Here is a 17232-nt window from a genome sequence, read left to right as displayed (position 1 = left end):
TGTTTGTTTTTCCTGATTCTAAAACAACCCGAATACGAATGCCAATAGAGAAACGAAATTAGTTACCAACCATAGGCTTTTTTTAGCTTATTTACAAAAATAACGCGTATTTATATGGTAGGCTAAAAATCCTTAAAAAATAACGAACTATTTTAGGATTTTATGTCTAACACTTGTGTTGTAAGCTTTGAATCCTTATAACTTGTAAAAAGCGCCTAATTAATGATAACGCTTAGCTAATTTATCAGCACTGAATAGGCTTATATCGGCGCATAACAATAACATTTTGACTCACGCTATTTAGGACAGTCTTTTTATTATGGCAGTTAACGCATTTTCACAATTAAAATCATATTTAGACACGCAAATTATCGGCCAACCTCAATTAACTCAAGCACTGTTAATCGCTATTTTGGCAGATGGTCACCTACTTGTTGAAGGTCCTCCTGGTCTTGCAAAGACACGTGCAGTGAATGCTTTAGCAAAAGGCGTTGAAGGTAGCTTCCAACGTGTACAATTTACTCCTGACTTACTCCCTGCGGATGTCACTGGCACCGACATTTACCGTCAGCAAACTAGTGAATTCGTATTTGAAAAAGGGCCGTTATTTCACAATCTTATTTTAGCTGACGAAATCAACCGTGCGCCTGCAAAAGTACAATCTGCTTTATTAGAAGCCATGGCTGAGCGCCAAGTAACGGTTGGTAAAAATACTTACCCACTGTCTGAGCTATTTATGGTTATGGCAACCCAAAACCCGCTAGAACAAGAAGGGACTTACCCTCTTCCTGAAGCACAGCTTGACCGCTTCTTACTCCATTTAAGTATTGATTACCCTGGGGCAGAACACGAGCTTGATATTCTTCGCCTGACCCGTGGTGAAGCAATATCTGATAAACAAGCTGAAACACAGCAAATTAGCCAAAGTGATCTTTTCGCAGCACGAAAATCAATTTTGGGTTTGTACCTTGCTGAACCACTTGAAAAGTATTTGGTACAACTAATCATTGCGACCCGCGAAGCTTCTGAACTAGATGAGCAGCTTGGTCGCTGGATTGAATACGGTGCCAGCCCACGTGCAACCATTGCCCTAGACAAATGTGCTAGAGCCCATGCTTGGCTTGAAGGCCGTGACTTTGTTGCCCCTGACGATATTCAGGCGGTACTGCATAATGTATTACGCCATCGTATTATTTTAAGCTACGAAGCCCAAGCAGACGGCATCAGCAAAGATGATGTGATCACGCGCATTTTAGAACTGGTTGCAGTACCATAAGTTATGTCAGGTCAATTAGATATAGCTACTTGGTTGCATGAAAGCCATAGCCAAGGTGTTAATTTATCACTCAAAGAGTTGATGTATTACAAAGCCAAAGCGCGCTTACTTGAACTTGCACCGAAAGTAAAAATCAAAAACAGCTTAGCTGGGCAATACCTTGCGCCGCACAAAGGACGAGGCATGGAGTTTGCTGAGGTACGCCATTACCAAACTGGTGATGACATTCGCTCAATAGACTGGCGAGTCACCGCTCGCACTGGCGAAACTCACACAAAACTGTTCCAAGAAGAGAAAGAGCGCCCCGTTTTTGTGTTCACCGACTTTTCAAACTCCATGTTGTTTGGCTCAAAGTTATTGTTAAAGTCAGTGCAAGCAGCACATATCAGCGCTTTGGTTGCATGGTCAGCTTGTCAGCGTGGCGACCGAATTGGTGGTTTGGTATTTAACCAACACAGTCATCATGAACTAAAACCCACATCACGGGAAAAAGCAGTATTAAAGCTTTGCCATAATTTATGTGACATTCATAGTCAGGCGTTAGCCAATGTTGATAAAAGCGCGACCAGTTTATTTAGTGAGAACCTCAAGCGTCTTAACCATTTAGCTAAGCCCGGTAGCTTAGTTTATATCGTTTCAGATTTTAGCGCACTAGACGAAGCAAGCTTTAAACAACTTGAAATACTAAGCCGTCACTGCGAGTTAATTGGTTGCCACGTAAGCGACCCATTCGAACATCAACTTCCTGCATTTAAGCAAACAGTGACTGTATCTGCTAATGGGCAAGATCTTGCTCTGCCGTTAATGGATAAGCAATTTCGGGAACGCTTTGCTAAGTCGGCACAAGAGTCATTCGCTTTGAGGCTAAAACGCTTACAAAAATCTGGACTTAGTTTAATTTCATTCAGTGCAGCCACCCCGCTTGAGCTGCAATTAGTGAGAAAGTAATAATGCAAACAAATCCGCTCGATGGCTTACATGATGTCATTGCACCTTCAGAGGTCGCATGGTGGCCACTGGCTCCTATTTGGTGGCTAATTATTGTATTTTTAGTTGCACTACTGGTAGTTGGTTTAGTGTTGCTATATAAAAATCAGCAATTCAAGAAAGCCAAAAAGCAAGCGATTAAAATGAGTCAAAATGTGGCTAAAGATGATGCACAAGCGTTGCATATTATTCTTAAGCGCTTAACACGTCATTACTATAATAGTCAGCTTGCTTCACAGCCTTTGGCACAATGGTCAGAGAGTTTATCAAAGCTCTGTGGAGACACTTTTAGCTACGATGAGCTCATGCCACTTTACCAACAGCAAAATAATAATGCAGAGCTTGCGGCTAAATTACGCAGCGCCATTCACAACTTTAAACTCAAGGAGCCTATCAATGTTTGAGTTTAGTTGGCCTTGGTTCTTTGTGCTTTTACCCTTGCCTTGGTTAGTCAGTCGCTTTATGCCTTCAAAACAGCAAGGTCAGTTACGTCTACGTATTCCAGGCTTTGCTAAGCTTGGGCTTAACAACCAAGCCGTGCAACAACATAGTCACAAAGTATCATTGCTTGAATGGGCGGTATGGGTCTCATTGGTCATTGCGATTGCAAACCCAACATGGCTTGATGAACCAATTACTTTACCCAATGAAGGCCGTGACATTATGCTGGCGGTAGACTTATCAGGCTCAATGACTGAGCAAGATATGGCTTATCAAGGCCAATATGTCGACAGACTAACCATGGTTAAAGCCGTACTAGGTGACTTTATTGAACAACGTCAAGGCGATCGCCTTGGTCTAATTTTATTTGGTGATACCGCATTTTTACAAACACCGCTTACGCGTGATGTTAAAACCGTAAGCCAAATGCTTGGTGAAGCACAAATTGGCCTTGTAGGCCGCGCAACAGCCATCGGTGATGCCTTAGGTTTATCTGTAAAGCGTTTTGCTAACAAAGATGAGAGCAATCGAATCGTGGTGCTCTTAACTGATGGACAAAACACTGCTGGTAACCTCAATCCTGAAGATGCGCTACTGTTAGCTCGCGAGGAAGGCATAAAAGTATACACCATTGGTGTCGGCTCAGATAACCCACGTGGTTTTAGTCTATTTAATATGGGCGGTATGAGTGGCGGCAACCTTGATGAAAGCTTGCTAAAACGTATTGCCGAGCAAACTGGCGGCTTATACTTTAGAGCAAAAGATGTGGCTGGTTTGCAGCAGATTTATCAAGAACTCGATAAGCTCGAACCTGTTAGTAGTGATGAGCAGACTTTTCGCCCTCAAATTTCATTGTTTTATATTCCGCTATTGGCAGCACTTGGTTTAATTGTTCTTGCTGTATTCATTAGCTTTACTCGCCAACTTAAGCAGGAGAAGTAATATGGATTTCGAATTTATTCGCCCTGCCCTACTTTGGTTATTAATACCTGCGGTCATTATTTTTAGTGTGTTATTGGTACGTAATAAAAAGAACGCACCGGCAGCGTTAATTGCCCCACATTTAGCGCAATTTGTTATGAGCGACAATCATAAAAAACAAAGTCAGCCACTTTGGTTAGTTGCTCTCTTTACGATTCTCGCTATCGTGTTTAGTGCAGGACCAAGCTTTGAGAAGAAACAAGTCCCTGTGTTTCAAGCGAAAAACGCCCGCGTTATTGTTATGGATATGTCCTATTCCATGTTCAGTACAGATATTGCACCAAGTCGTTTAGTACAAGCACGTTTTAAAGCCCTTGATATGATTGAGCTATTTAAAGAAGGTGATACAGCATTAGTCGCCTATGCAGGTTCGGCCTTTACCATTTCACCATTAACAAACGATGCCAGTACATTAGCGAATCTGATTCCAAGCCTCAGCCCTGAAATCATGCCTAGTAAAGGCTCTAATGTAATCGAAGGACTTGAAAAAGCGAACGAGTTGCTCAATCAGGCGGGTTACTTAGAAGGTGATATCATTCTAGTCACCGACGGTATTGATAGCCTAGATCAAGAAGATATTAGTCGTTTTACGGATCAGTCACATTATCGCTTAAATGTTTACGGGGTTGGCACTGAGCAAGGTGCACCTATTAAGTTACCTGAAGGTGGCTTTTTGAAAGATATGCAGGGGCAGATTGTGATTCCAACGCTGAATATCAGTCGTTTAAGCGCGCTTGCACGTAATAGTGGTGGCAAATTTGCACTTTATCAGACCAACAATCAAGATATTCAAACCTTTGCACCTAGTGCAAATGCTGAAATACTTAAAGATGAAAAGCAAAGCCAAACACTCTGGCGTGTAGATGCAGGTATTTATGGACTGCTGATCTTAATACCACTGGCACTCTTTTTAATTCGCCGTAGTAGCCTAGTACTTGGCTTTATGTTCGTTATGCTATTGCCGCAGCAACACGTGTATGCCGCTGAACTACCAGAAATGTTCAAGAACCAAGATCAACGCGCACTCGATGCTTATCAGCAGAAGCAATTTGAACAAGCCGCCCAAGCTGAGAACTCTCAACTAAAAGGTGCTGCACTTTACCAACAAGGTAATTACCAAGCGGCAATGGATGCGTTTAGTGAAGATAAATCTGCTACGGGCTTGTATAACTACGGTAATGCCCTTGCAAAAGCAGGTAAGCTTGAACAAGCTATAAATGCTTACAAGCAAGCACAACAGCTTAGAGATAACTTCACTGAAGCAAAGGAAAACCAAGCTCTGGTTGAAAAGTTGTTGAATCAGCAAGAGCTACAGCAGCAAGATCAGCAGCAAAATAACGATCAACAAAACGAAGACAGTCAACAAGACAACCAGCAAAAGCAACAAGGCGATAATTCAGAGCAAGGCGAAAACTCTGAGCAAACTGAGCAACAAGATGACCAACAACCGTCTGAGCAAGGTGAGCAGTCAGATCAAAAAGGTGAACAAAGCAAGTCTAATAAAGATCAGCAAAATCAACCTGAAATGGAGTCTGAATCAGAGCAGTCATCACAATCCGATGAACAAAAGCCTGAGCAATCTGATCAGCAAAAAGAGACTCAACCTGAGCCTATGCAAAATGATGCACAAGCCAAGCAGCAAGCTGAGCAACAGGCGATGCAAGCACAGGCAGCCGAACTAACCAATGAAGAAAAAGAGAAAGCACAACAACTGAATCAACTGTTGCGCAAAGTCCCCGATGATCCTGCAATCTTATTAAGAAATAAAATGCAGCTAGAAGCACAAAAACGAACCTATCAACGTCGTCCACGAGGAGCCGAAAAATCATGGTAATGCGATTATTATGTTGTTTATTGTTAATCGCGGCAGCGCCGCTATGGGCCGCCAGCCAACTGCAGGCAAGTGTTGATAAAAACCCAGTACTTGCTGGCGAGTTTTTTATTTTAACAATCTCCGTAGATGATAGTGTCAAAAGCGAGCAGCCTGATACCTCTGTACTATTAAAAGACTTTGTTGTTGGGCCCACCAGCGTAAGCTCTCGAACCAATATCGTAAATGGTGAGATCAGTAAGCAAACTAATTGGTCAGTAAAACTAATGACGCGTAAAGAAGGTACTTACACTATCCCTGCCTTTACAGTTGCAGGTGTTAGTTCAAAACCAATAGAGTTAGAAGTGTCTAAACGCAGCCAAAACGCTGAGCAAAATAAAGATGCATTTATAAAAACAAGTGTAAAATCAGATAGCTTGTATGTCCAAGAAGCCGGTGTATATACCGTTAAACTTTACTTAGATAACAATAAAGAGCTACTTGATGGAAACCTAAGTACTCCTCAAATGGATGATGCTCAACTCAATGCTATTGGTAAACAGTCAGAAAGCTATGAATTAATCGATGGTAAACGTTATCTCGTTATTACCCGAGAATATTTACTACAACCGCAAAAAAGTGGTCAACACACAATTACTGCGCCAGTATTTAATGGCCGAATTAGGCAGAACTATCGTCAGATGGAAATATCGGCAATGGGTGAAGACCTTGATCTCGACATTAAACCTATTCCAGAAAATTACCAAGGTGCATGGTTACCAAGTGAACTAGTAAACTTAGATGAGCAGTGGCAACCAAAAGACGATACAGTCGAGGTTGGCACACCAATCACACGTACAATCACTTTAACTGCGCTCGGTGTAACCAAGGAGCAATTGCCAGATATTGAGATGCCCCAAGTACAAGGTTTTAGAAGCTACCCTGACGAAAAAGAGACAAATCATTTAGTTAGGGATGGACGTGTTATCTCTCAACAAACAGCCTCGTATGCGCTGCTCCCCCAGACACCTGGTACGTTTACATTACCAGAAGTAAAGCTGCCATGGTTTAATACAAAAATTAATCGAATTAGTTACGCAACGATCCCTGCACGTACTATCACAGTGATACCTAGCACTAATGCACTGACAGCAAATACCAATAATACAGCACCAAACACCAGCCAAGAACTAACAGGTGAAATTCCTGCTGTTCGCACTATTACTGAAGTAACTCAGCCTATTTGGCTTATAATTGTTGCTGCTGGAGGATACCTTTTATGGATTGCAACACTCGTGTTCTTCTTAAGAAAACGACCTGTTAGCAACTCTCCCAATAAAAATGACGTTAAGAGTGAAGTGTCTTCGGTTTCTTTATCTGAACTAAAGAAATATGCAAAGACAAAAGACTATTCAGCATTTTATTTAGCCCTTTCACGTTACGCCAAACATGAAACAGGGCAAACACATAACGCGATTGATACGCTCATGGGCACAAGATCAAGCTCTAAACTAAGCGAAGAAATTGCTAAATTGCGTGCAAAACTCTATAGTTCAAGTGATGAGCAGCCTGATTTAGCAATCATCATTGATGGTTTAGCCCAAACAAAAAGTGCTCAATCATTTGACAAAAATCAGGGGCTAAAAAAACTTTACGATTAATAATAACTAAACAATACACATCAAGCGGCTAACAGCGATTAGCCGCATTGAAAAAAATAATAAATCCAGAAAGTTTTTTCCTTAAGGGCAGGTCTAGATAACTATGACGGAAAAACAAAAGCGATATGAAGAGCTCGTTCATATCTACCACAGTGAGCTTTATCGCTTTGCATATTGGTTATGCCGTGATCAAACTATTGCTGAAGATTTAGTGCAGGAAACATTCCTGAGGGCTTGGCGTGCCTTGGATTCACTCCAAGATCAACACGCTGCTAAACCTTGGCTACTTACTATTTTGCGTCGCGAAAATGCGCGACGTTTTGAAAGAAAGCAATTTGATTACGCTGATGTTGAAAACGATACCTTAGTGGATGATAAAAGCACATCCCTTGATGCTGAAATGGAACAAACAGTGATCCAACGACAAATTGGAAAGTTAGCAGACGAATATCGAGAGCCTCTACTTTTGCAAGTAGTAATGGGCTGTTCTGGTGATGAAATCGCTAAGATTCTCGATTTAAACAAAAATACCGTCATGACACGATTATTTCGTGCCAGAAACCAGCTTAAAGAGGCTTTAAGCAGTGATGATGACCAACTTAGAGGAGCATCAAAATAATGGATGAACTCGAGTTTCGCCGCCGCATCCTCGCCGAGCCAAGCACTATTGATAAGGAACTTGAAGCGTTTGCCGAGCAGGACAGTGATAAACAAGCATTTATTGACGACATTCGTGCATTTGACGACGAGTTGAACGCCGCTTTAAATGTTCCTGTGCCAGACGATTTAGCTGCGCGCATTATTGAAAATACCTATGCATCTGAAGAACATGTTGAACAGCAGCAAAACGACAACGTCGTTGAAGCTAAATCACGCTTTGCATTTAATCGCTTTTATTTAGCGGCTGCAGCGTCATTCTTAGTTGCTATAAGCGTATTTTTTGTTACTACTAAACAGCATTCATTATATAGCGTTGGAGAGCATGCTTTAGCACACTTATACTATGAAATTGGCTCTTTAGATAAACATAAAGCAATTGACTTAGAGTACGTTAATGAAAAATTTGCCACCATTGGTGGCCACTTAGATGAGCTTCCAGGTAAAGTCACGTACTTGATGTTTTGTGATTTTAAAGGTCAAAAAGGATTGCACTTAGTATTTGAGTCTGACTTTGGCCCAATGACTGTATTTATTGTACCTTCAGAGGAGCAGCCTTTTGGCTCTGGTTCTGATGAGTTTAGCGATGAGCGTTTTGCAGGCCACATAAGTCGTGGAGAAAAAGCCGATACAATTTTAATTGCTAGCATAGGTGCACCATTAGAGCGTTACAATAATATGGTGACCAGTGCTATACGCTGGCTTCATTAGGTGAGTTAAAATAGCCGATACAAAAAAACCGCATCATATCAAAATGATGCGGTTTTTTTATCACTATACAGCTGATTACTTACAAACGTCTGCTACTGCATTTGCAAAGTAGTCAATGTTTGCATCGCTGATACCTGCAACGTTTACACGGCTAGAACCAACAATATAGATTGAATAATCTTTTTGTAAACGCTCAATTTGATCTTTATTAATGCCTAGGAATGAAAACATGCCATTTTGACGGTCAATAAATGAGAAATCTTGCTCAATACCTTTCGCTGCTAAGCTTTCTTTGATTAGAGTACGTAAGCCATTAATACGATTACGCATTTCATCAAGCTCGTCATGCCACATTTGCGTAAGCTCAGTACTACCTAAAATAGTGCTAACTATATCAGCACCGTGTGCTGGCGGCATTGAGTAGATACTACGTACAACACTTAACAATACAGAGTTAGAGATATCTGCAGTTGCTGCATCTTTAGCAATGATTGAACATGCGCCGATACGCTCACGGTATAAACCAAAGTTTTTCGAACATGAAGAACAAATGATCAGCTCATCAACCGCTGCCGCTAATTTACGTAGGCCTGCAGCATCCTCTTCAAGGCTTGAACCAAAACCTTGGTATGCAATATCAACCAGTGGTGTAAAACCAACTTCAACAGCAAGATCTGCCACTGTGCTCCATTGCTCAGCATTTAAATCCATACCGCTCGGGTTGTGACAACATGCGTGGAATAACACAACATCACCTTTAGGCACCTGCTTAAGCGTGTTAATCATCTCATCAAATAAAAGGTCTTTATTTTCGTAGTCGTAGTAAGGGTACTCTTTTACTGTTAAACCAGCCGCTTCAAATAAACTGATATGGTTTGCCCACGTAGGGGTTGTAACCCATACAGTTGCATCTTTGTTGCAACGCTTAATAAATTCAGCTGCAACACGAAGTGCACCTGTACCGCCAGGTGCTTGTGCTGTGCGAACACGGTTTGCTAATAACGCAGGATGCTCACCCAGTAATAAGTTTTCCATTTTTTGGCAGTAATCTAGATTACCCGCCAAGCCAATGTACGATTTACTGGTTTCGTTTTCCAAACGAAACGCTTCCGCTTTTTTAACCGCTTTAAGAACTGGCGTATTGCCTTGCTCATCCTTATAAACACCTACACCCAAATCAATTTTCTTTGGGTTTGTATCTTGTTTAAAGGCCGCCATTAGGCCAAGAATAGGATCTGTTGGTAATGGTTTTAATTCTGAGAACATTGACTATCTCTTTTATATAGGGGGTTAGCGTTGCCACTAGCTTAACATAAAAACCGAGCCTGATTACTAGTTAAATTAGACCAATAGTTGAGGAATTTTAATACAACAAGCTGCAAGTAAAGCAAGGGTTTGCTGATCAAAGAAATCATTACTAAATGCTTCTGCATCAATAATGCCTAAACAGGTATTTTCACTAGATAAAATTGGCAAACAGGTTTCGGCTTTTACTTTAGGATCGCACGTATAATATTCACCACCTTGCGCCAAATAATCTGCAACATTATTAATCACACGACCTTTTTTAGACAAAGCAACTTGAACATTGTTACTGCCTTTTGCAAAGTCTTCAGTGAGTGGAAACAATGGGCGACTTGGTGCACCATGATAAACAAGCTTTAACAGCTGATCACCTTCATCTGTATTAGTTGATTGATAAATACCAAACCAATCAACTTGTGTTTGTTGGACAACATAATCGATGATTTGCTGAAGCCTTGCTAACTTTGCAGTATTTATCGCATCATCATCAACATAATCGTTTAACTTAAACGGTTCATCTTGCAAGTAACCAAATAAGCTACATGCCCCACCCTCGCCAAGCTCAGGAATTTGGTACTGCCAACGTACTTCAGGTAACTGTGACTGTGCAAGGTACTGCTCTAGGTTTGATAATTGCTCTGCCACTAAAGTCTCTGATAAATCAAGCTGAGCGACAGATAAGTATGTAGAAATCATTTAGCCATCCAAACATCTATAATGCTAGAAAGCATAACACGGGCTTTCAATCAGAGCTAGCACTGTTTATGGATAATTGGTAACAAATTTCAACTTGGTTTCCAGACGCATTAAAAGCTACGCTTGACGCTACTTCACCTAGTAAAGATAACCCGCGGCCATGCTCTCGCTGCAAGTTATGCTGGCCGTCATTTTTATTCGCAAAACCATTGCCAGAGTCGCAAATAGTAAAATAAAGAGCCAAGGTATCTGGGCAATAACGAATATCAATAATAATAAGTGCATCAGTCAGTTTTTCTAATGCCTGCTCACGTTCTTGATAATAAATTAAAAAGCCATCATCTTGATTCTTTATATCAGAATCGAGTCCTAATACGCCGTGATCAAGCGCATTATTGTAAGCCTCTGAGAGGATTAAAAAGATATTCGCACGGTGTGCATTTAAACCCGCTACTTTAGATATCACATCCACAACTTCAAGCACGGGATCTGTGCTTTTTATTTGTTTTGAATTTAAACTAAGTGAAAAATTAAAAGGTAAAGGTGAAAAAGGCTCCGCCTCTTGCTCAGGCTCCGGTGCTGGTAAACAATTTAATAGCACTAAACTTAAATCATCTTGTTGTTCATAACCTTGAGAAAACTGGTTTACAGTCTCTATTAGCTGCTGGCTATTAATATTTTCTTTTGAACTTAATGCTTCAATAAATCGATGCTCACCAAAAAACTCATCATGTAAGTTAACGGTTTCTATAATGCCATCGGTTGCCATAACAAGCCGCATTGTTTCGTTGACTTCGAGATGAATAAGACCACGCTCAAATTCATCTTCTTCTAAAATCCCTAACGCCATGTGCTGGGATTCTAATGTACGTAATATATGGCCTTGCTGATCAATAATGTAGGTATCGGGTAAGCCACCTAACCACGCAGACAAACTCTTACCTGAGTTACTTAACTCAATAATAGTAGCCGCACAAAACATGTGCCCAGGTAATAAATTACCTAATACTGCGTTTATTTCCGCTGCAATGTCGCTAACGGACATACCTTTGTTAACCATGGTATAAAACACGCGAGAAGCCGGTAATGCCCCCACTGCAGCCGCTAGGCCATGCCCGGTAAAATCACCCAACATACAATACAAGCTACCTATTGGGCTTTGCGCAACAAGGAACATGTCGCCATTAAACATAGCCGCTGGAGATAAATGAAAATCTAAATGCTGCGTAAATGTATATTGGTTTTCTAACGCATTATTGAAGATATGCTCAACTATTTCATGCTCACGTTCAACTTGGTTCTGGTGATATTCTAGCTGTAGGTTTTGCTCTCGTGCCTTTTGACTTAAATTTCTTATACGGCAGTGAGCTTTAATTTTAGCGTTAAGAATAACCTCTTGAAATGGTTTATGGAGAAAGTCATCTCCACCTACAGCAAGGCATCTCTCAAAGCTTTCTTCATTTTCAAGGGAGGTGATAAAAATAATGGGTAGGTAAACTTGGCTAAAACGTTCTTTGATAATAGCGGCGGTTTCAAAACCATCCATAACAGGCATAACAACGTCTAGGAGCACAATATCAATAGTGTGCTTTTCGAGTATTTGCAGCGCAACAAGGCCATTCTCAGCTGTGTGAACTTGATAACCTTGATGCTCCAACATAACGGTTAATAATCGACGATTTAAAGCAAGATCATCCACCACTAGAATGTTAAGCATCAATCAATATCAAACTTTTTATCAAAACGAGAGATTTGCAGGATTTTCTTTAGCTGTGGTTGGCAATTACTAATTTGGATATTATCCACTTTACCGGTTAGGTTTTTCTTCATATTAAGAAGCATACCAAGTGCCGAGCTATCCATATAATCTGTTTCTCTAAGATCAATAACCACTTTATTGATATTATCATTTAGGTCAGCGTAAGCCTGACGAAAAGATTGAACCAGATTAAAATCAAATTTTCCTTTGATTTGTACGGTCAAGATAGCGCCATCAGCAGAAGTGCTGCGCGTCAAACTCATAATAAACTCCTATTAATCAAATCTCTCCGAAGACTAATCTAAATATAACTGCTTAGGAGAAATAAGCCAAAAATTAAAACACTTAGAGGGAAATTTGTTATGATTTACAGCATACAACCTTCATTTAAAGTGAGATCTAAAATGAGTGATAATAATCTAGTATATTCAACCGCTACAGGCCGCATTGAACAGCCTAAAGAGGAAAAATCAATCCAAGGTAAAATCTTTAAAGATGGTTTTTTACGAATTGAGCGTCAAACAAAAGGCCGTAAAGGCAAAGGTGTCATGTTAGTGGTTGGTATTGATAGCCAAGAGCATGACCTGAAAAAACTTGCTAAGACCATTAAAAGTAAGATGGGTCAAGGCGGTGCGGTGAAAGATGGCATTATTGAGGTGCAAGGCGATGATAGAGAAAAGCTCAAAGCGATTCTTGAAGGCCTTAAGTTCAAGGTGAAAATTGCAGGGGGCTAAAAATGCCCCTTTTTATTTTATCTGAATAGACTTGAACTAGATTAGTCAAATCTCCATTAATAGAACTTAATCAAATCTGACTGTCGAAAATGCGCCATTTACGAACAGTGGCAACGCTACCAAAAATTAAACCATTTCACCGTAAACACTACCTTAAACTGGAAATGCCAAGTATTGGGGATCATTCTAAATGCTTGTATAGGCCTATTTTCTTGAATCAAGTACGGTGATGGTCTTATATAGAGAAAATTTTGTGTCTGAAGTCATGACTTCATAACCAGATTCCATCGCTTGACTAATTATCACGCGATCAAATGGATCTTTATGGTGCATAGGTAACTGACCAGCTTGCTCACCATGCTTACCTAATATTGGTATCTCGATAAACCCCTGATTTTGTATAACCAAGGGAATATTCGAAGGCGCTGTAAGTTTTTTAAGGTTCGTTTTAATGCTAATTTCCCAAGCTGTGGCAGCACTAACGTAAATGTTATTATTTGGGTCAGCAATAAGAGCCTTTGAAGCTTCACCCAACTCCGCAGAGTCGTCTATCCACCACAAAAATGCACAAGTATCTAAAATGATACTCCTCACTGTGAGTCCTCATGAAACATACTCTCTATATCGGCATCTGCTTGATAAAACTCTGGCTCAATTTTGACCTGCCCTCGATACTGACCTGGAACACGAGGGGATTTACTAGAAGCAATAGGAACAATCTGGGCAATTTCCTTGCCGGCCTGACGTAAAATTACGACCTCACCGACGGATAACTTTTCTAAATGTAAGTGTTTAACTTCATCTTCGTCAATTTCAACATACATACAAAATCTCCTTCAGGTCATACTTCACACAGTATAGCTAAATCGACAGTGCAACGCACTACGCAAACGTATAGCAACTTAATAGTGCACAACTTGCTCATTTTCATGAATATAGGGAATAATAGCTTAGCCTGAATAAATTTTAACATCTGCTCTTCGCACATAGCCGCCAGCCAGATGAAGTCCTAACTAAATTTACCAAAGAACAGATAAAATATAAGCGACTATATTTTATCTGTTTGTTCTAAACGCTCAAACAACGCAGGTAAGTCAGCCTCGCTAACTGGTGGGCTGTAGTAGTAACCTTGTACAATATAGCAGTTATTGTTTTGTAAAAACTCAATCTGTTCAATCGTCTCAACACCCTCTGCTACCACATTGAGTTTAAGCTTTTGTGCCATTGCAATAATCGCCGCTGTAATTTCCATGTCATTTGAATCATCAGGAATGTCTTTTACAAACGAGCGATCCACTTTCAAAATATCAACTGGGAAGCGTTTCAAATAGCTGAGTGAAGAGTAGCCTGTTCCAAAATCATCAATTGAGATTGATACACCCAATGCCTTTAGCTGATGTAATTGTAATATGGCGGCTTCAACATGCCCCATTAACATGCTCTCAGTTAACTCTAAATGTAAGCGTTTGGGTTCAACACCTGTTTGTTTGATGATTTTATCTAAGGTGAGTACTAGGTTAGCGTCTTTAAATTGGCGCGCCGAGAGATTTATTGAAATGTTATTCTTTAAATTTTTTCTTTCTAAACGTGCGGCAAATTCACACGCTTCTTGTAATACCCACGCCCCTAGTTCAACAATAAGCCCTGTTGCTTCAGCAATCGGAATAAACTTTGTTGGGGGGATCATTCCCTCAGTTGGGTGGAACCATCTAATCAACGCTTCGTAACCAACAACATGTTGATTTCGACTATCAACTTGTGGCTGATAATAAATAACAAATTGCTTGTCGCGAATACCAGTGCGTAGCTCATTTTCGATGAATAAGCGTTCATTGGCAGCGGCATTTAGCTCTTGGCTATAAAAGTGATAGGTGTTTCTGCCTTTGGCTTTTGCTTCATACATTGCAAGGTCTGCATGCTTTAACAGCTGATCTTCTTCTTGGCTGTCAAAAGGCGCCATCGTGATGCCTATACTACCACTAATGATCACTTCATTATTGCCGAGTTTAATTGGCTCATTCAGTGTCTTTTGAATCGTATTAGCCACTTCCATAGCATGAGTTTGGTGTTCTATACCACTTAATAGGACCGCGAATTCATCACCACCAAGGCGAGCAATGGTATCTTCGGTGCGCAAGCGTTTTTTCAAACGGTTTGCTACTTCTACTAATAATTGATCGCCCGCATCATGGCCAAGTGTATCGTTAATACGTTTAAATTCATCTAAGTCAAAATAGAATAAGGCAAACGCATAATGACCACGCTCTGCAAGTGCCATCGACTTGCGTAACTGCATTCTAAAAAATGTACGATTAGCAAGGCCGGTGAGCGTATCAAAATATGCCAGCTGCTCCATTTTTCGCTGGCTCTCTTTTACAAACGATATATCTTGTGCTGAGGCAACATAGCTGGTGATTTCTCCTGCGTCTTCACGAATAGGCGAAATACTTAACGACACCCACACTGACTGACGTTCATTTCCTTGCAGTAAAGTGTCACCACGCCAATAATTACGACTTCGAAGATCAACATCAATATCATCGACTAAAATTGCCATTTCCTGCGAAATAATGCTTAAAAGTGATGACCCCATGAAATGACGCTCTTCAAACCCAGTCATTTCAACCATCTTGGGGTTAACATATTCAATCTCAAAGTTTTGATTGGTAATAACCACACCGGTTCCTGAGAATGCCACTGCTTTTGACAGTCTATTTGCAGCTTTCTCTGCTATCTCTTTTTCACTTATACGCTGGTTTAATCCATCAATCAGCTTTCTAATTTCAATAGCCATGTCTCTAAAAGAGCCATTTAGTGTACCAATTTCGTCTTTATTTGCTTTTGGAAACTCAGTTTGTAGCTGACCTTTGCCAAAACTCACGACCGCATTTACTAATGAATGGATACGGCGAAGTACCAGTTGATACAATGCTTGATGCAACAACAGCGCCACTAAAATAGCGTATAGAATAAACAAACCAAAGAACTTCACTTTTAACTCTTCTAACGCAGATAATGCTGAAGAACGTTTTTTGTAAATTCCGATATACCAGTTTAAATGCTCAACTTTACGAATATTAATAATGTGTGTTTCGTCATTTTGAACAAATGAATTAGCTGACTCAGGTAATTTTAGGCGAATTGTTTCTGCGATGAGCTTTTGTAAGTCAGGATTAACAAAATCCTCTGTTCGTAACACTTTACCTTCTCGACCATATTGCTCTAGCATCGATTTTTCTAAATCTGGGTGTGCGAGTAACTGCCCTTTTGCATCGAATACTAATAGGTGTTGCTCACGATCTCCTATCGGCAGTTGAGCCAATAGCGTTTCGAGCGCAATATCACTGCCTGTAACACCAAAAAATTCATTACCTCGATAAACGGGAACAAGTACACTCACCACCCATTTATGCCAAATAGTGTCGTAATACACTTTTGACCACACAGCTTCCCTGCTCGGGTTGAGCACATTCTGAGCGTAATTAAAAGTTTCACCTTTTGTGAAATCAAAATCGCCAGGTACATTGAGTGCCCAGTTTGGTGGTGCAATACGAATAAAGTTATCTTTTGTAACTAGATAAAAATTAAAAAAGTCTTGGATAAGTGTTGGTGAAACAATTTTCCATAACGACTCTGAGTCGTTGATCAATTGCTTGTAAAATTCTGAATAGTTTTCTTCTGGGATAAAGGCAGCAGATAAACCATCTTCTGAGGTGCTGCGAACACTGCCATCAACTGCAAACTTAATATCAGCACTGTGTTTACTGAGTATATGAGACTCACTATTTAACAGCTGGCTGCTAACGACATTGTTTGCTTGCTCTGCAATATTGATTTTTGTTTTTATTAAACGGTCGAATTGACGGCTTAAGCGTTCACTCGAATGCTTTAAAAGCTCATGTTCTTCAAAAACAAGCTGTTTTTCTTCTGACTTAAGCATCAAAGCGGCTGCACATATACCTGCAATCAAACAAATTGCAGAAATCAGCAGCGATAACTTCATACTTAACGAATTCACACCAAAACGAGATGGCGGGCGTCGATACACCACTAGGCTACCTTATTAATAATTGTTATTATTTGTTCTCCAAAGGCAAATATACCAGATTCATTTTTAGATTTATAAATTTTTTATGAAGATTGATGAATTTTCCTCACTTAGCCGATGATTTGCAAATTACGTACAATATGCAGTTGACTTTATAAACCACACT

Annotated in this window: 16 protein-coding genes; 9 read left to right on the top strand and 7 right to left on the bottom strand. The window is 40.3% G+C overall.

Translation table 11 applies throughout. The features are described from left to right. Nucleotides 1–319: 319 nt before the first annotated feature. The 8 genes from NYF15_RS12960 to NYF15_RS12925 all read left to right on the top strand — a co-directional run bounded on the left by NYF15_RS12960 (nt 320) and on the right by NYF15_RS12925 (nt 8524). Nucleotides 320–1276, top strand: coding sequence for a MoxR family ATPase (locus tag NYF15_RS12960; protein ID WP_062569779.1), 957 nt, complete (start codon nt 320–322; stop codon nt 1274–1276). A 3-nt stretch (nt 1277–1279) separates the two neighbouring features. Then, nucleotides 1280–2224: a DUF58 domain-containing protein gene (locus tag NYF15_RS12955; RefSeq protein WP_205989527.1), complete on the top strand. Its 945-nt coding sequence runs from the start codon at nt 1280–1282 to the stop codon at nt 2222–2224. Between the two features lie 2 nt (nt 2225–2226). Then, nucleotides 2227–2667 carry a DUF4381 domain-containing protein gene (locus NYF15_RS12950; RefSeq protein WP_341803064.1) on the top strand — a complete coding sequence of 147 codons (441 nt, stop codon included), beginning with the start codon at nt 2227–2229 and terminating at the stop codon, nt 2665–2667. Continuing rightward, nucleotides 2660–3646, top strand: a complete 987-nt coding sequence (locus tag NYF15_RS12945; protein WP_237118165.1) for a VWA domain-containing protein — start codon at nt 2660–2662, stop codon at nt 3644–3646. Before NYF15_RS12950 ends, NYF15_RS12945 begins: the two co-directional genes overlap by 8 nt. Before the next feature lies 1 nt (nt 3647). After that, on the top strand, nt 3648–5519 hold the full coding sequence (locus NYF15_RS12940; protein ID WP_371353776.1) for a VWA domain-containing protein: 1872 nt from the start codon (nt 3648–3650) through the stop codon (nt 5517–5519). Then, nucleotides 5513–7156 (top strand): BatD family protein, encoded by a 1644-nt coding sequence (locus tag NYF15_RS12935; RefSeq protein ID WP_371353775.1) that lies wholly within the window; start codon nt 5513–5515, stop codon nt 7154–7156. The genes NYF15_RS12940 and NYF15_RS12935 overlap by 7 nt, the downstream gene beginning before the upstream one ends. Before the next feature lie 103 nt (nt 7157–7259). Further along, complete coding sequence (locus tag NYF15_RS12930) at nt 7260–7775, top strand: sigma-70 family RNA polymerase sigma factor (RefSeq protein ID WP_130150506.1); 516 nt, start codon at nt 7260–7262, stop codon at nt 7773–7775. Beyond that, nucleotides 7775–8524, top strand: a complete 750-nt coding sequence (locus NYF15_RS12925; protein WP_237118162.1) for a DUF3379 family protein — start codon at nt 7775–7777, stop codon at nt 8522–8524. The genes NYF15_RS12930 and NYF15_RS12925 overlap by 1 nt, the downstream gene beginning before the upstream one ends. Nucleotides 8525–8599: 75 nt before the next feature. Here NYF15_RS12925 and NYF15_RS12920 read toward each other — a convergent pair whose 3' ends face one another. The 4 genes from NYF15_RS12920 to NYF15_RS12905 form a co-directional block, all read right to left on the bottom strand. Then, entirely contained in the window at nt 8600–9790 is a 1191-nt protein-coding gene (locus NYF15_RS12920) for an amino acid aminotransferase (protein WP_130150504.1), read from the bottom strand. Nucleotides 9791–9865: 75 nt separating this feature from the next. Continuing rightward, nucleotides 9866–10525, bottom strand: a complete 660-nt coding sequence (locus NYF15_RS12915) for a GAF domain-containing protein (protein WP_237118161.1) — start codon at nt 10523–10525, stop codon at nt 9866–9868. 46 nt (nt 10526–10571) lie between these two features. Continuing rightward, complete coding sequence (locus tag NYF15_RS12910) at nt 10572–12242, bottom strand: fused response regulator/phosphatase (protein WP_341803068.1); 1671 nt, start codon at nt 12240–12242, stop codon at nt 10572–10574. Continuing rightward, nucleotides 12242–12547: an STAS domain-containing protein gene (locus NYF15_RS12905; protein ID WP_062569768.1), complete on the bottom strand. Its 306-nt coding sequence runs from the start codon at nt 12545–12547 to the stop codon at nt 12242–12244. Before NYF15_RS12905 ends, NYF15_RS12910 begins: the two co-directional genes overlap by 1 nt. A gap of 141 nt (nt 12548–12688) precedes the next feature. Here NYF15_RS12905 and NYF15_RS12900 point away from each other — a divergent pair, with 141 nt between their 5' ends. Next, complete coding sequence (locus NYF15_RS12900; RefSeq protein WP_130150501.1) at nt 12689–13018, top strand: stress response translation initiation inhibitor YciH; 330 nt, start codon at nt 12689–12691, stop codon at nt 13016–13018. A 204-nt stretch (nt 13019–13222) separates the two neighbouring features. Here NYF15_RS12900 and NYF15_RS12895 read toward each other — a convergent pair whose 3' ends face one another. From NYF15_RS12895 to NYF15_RS12885, 3 genes are all read right to left on the bottom strand, one after another. Beyond that, nucleotides 13223–13612 carry a type II toxin-antitoxin system VapC family toxin gene (locus tag NYF15_RS12895; RefSeq protein WP_237118159.1) on the bottom strand — a complete coding sequence of 130 codons (390 nt, stop codon included), beginning with the start codon at nt 13610–13612 and terminating at the stop codon, nt 13223–13225. Then, nucleotides 13609–13842, bottom strand: coding sequence for a hypothetical protein (locus NYF15_RS12890; RefSeq protein WP_371353774.1), 234 nt, complete (start codon nt 13840–13842; stop codon nt 13609–13611). The genes NYF15_RS12895 and NYF15_RS12890 overlap by 4 nt, the downstream gene beginning before the upstream one ends. A 224-nt stretch (nt 13843–14066) precedes the next feature. Continuing rightward, nucleotides 14067–17069 (bottom strand): EAL domain-containing protein, encoded by a 3003-nt coding sequence (locus NYF15_RS12885; RefSeq protein WP_341803070.1) that lies wholly within the window; start codon nt 17067–17069, stop codon nt 14067–14069. Nucleotides 17070–17232: the final 163 nt, after the last annotated feature.

The organism is Pseudoalteromonas sp. 68 DY56-GL68, from assembly GCF_041414825.1.
GTDB lineage: Bacteria > Pseudomonadota > Gammaproteobacteria > Enterobacterales > Alteromonadaceae > Pseudoalteromonas.
The sequence above is the reverse complement of the archived record's forward strand: the minus strand, read 5'-3'. Positions and strand labels throughout refer to the sequence as shown.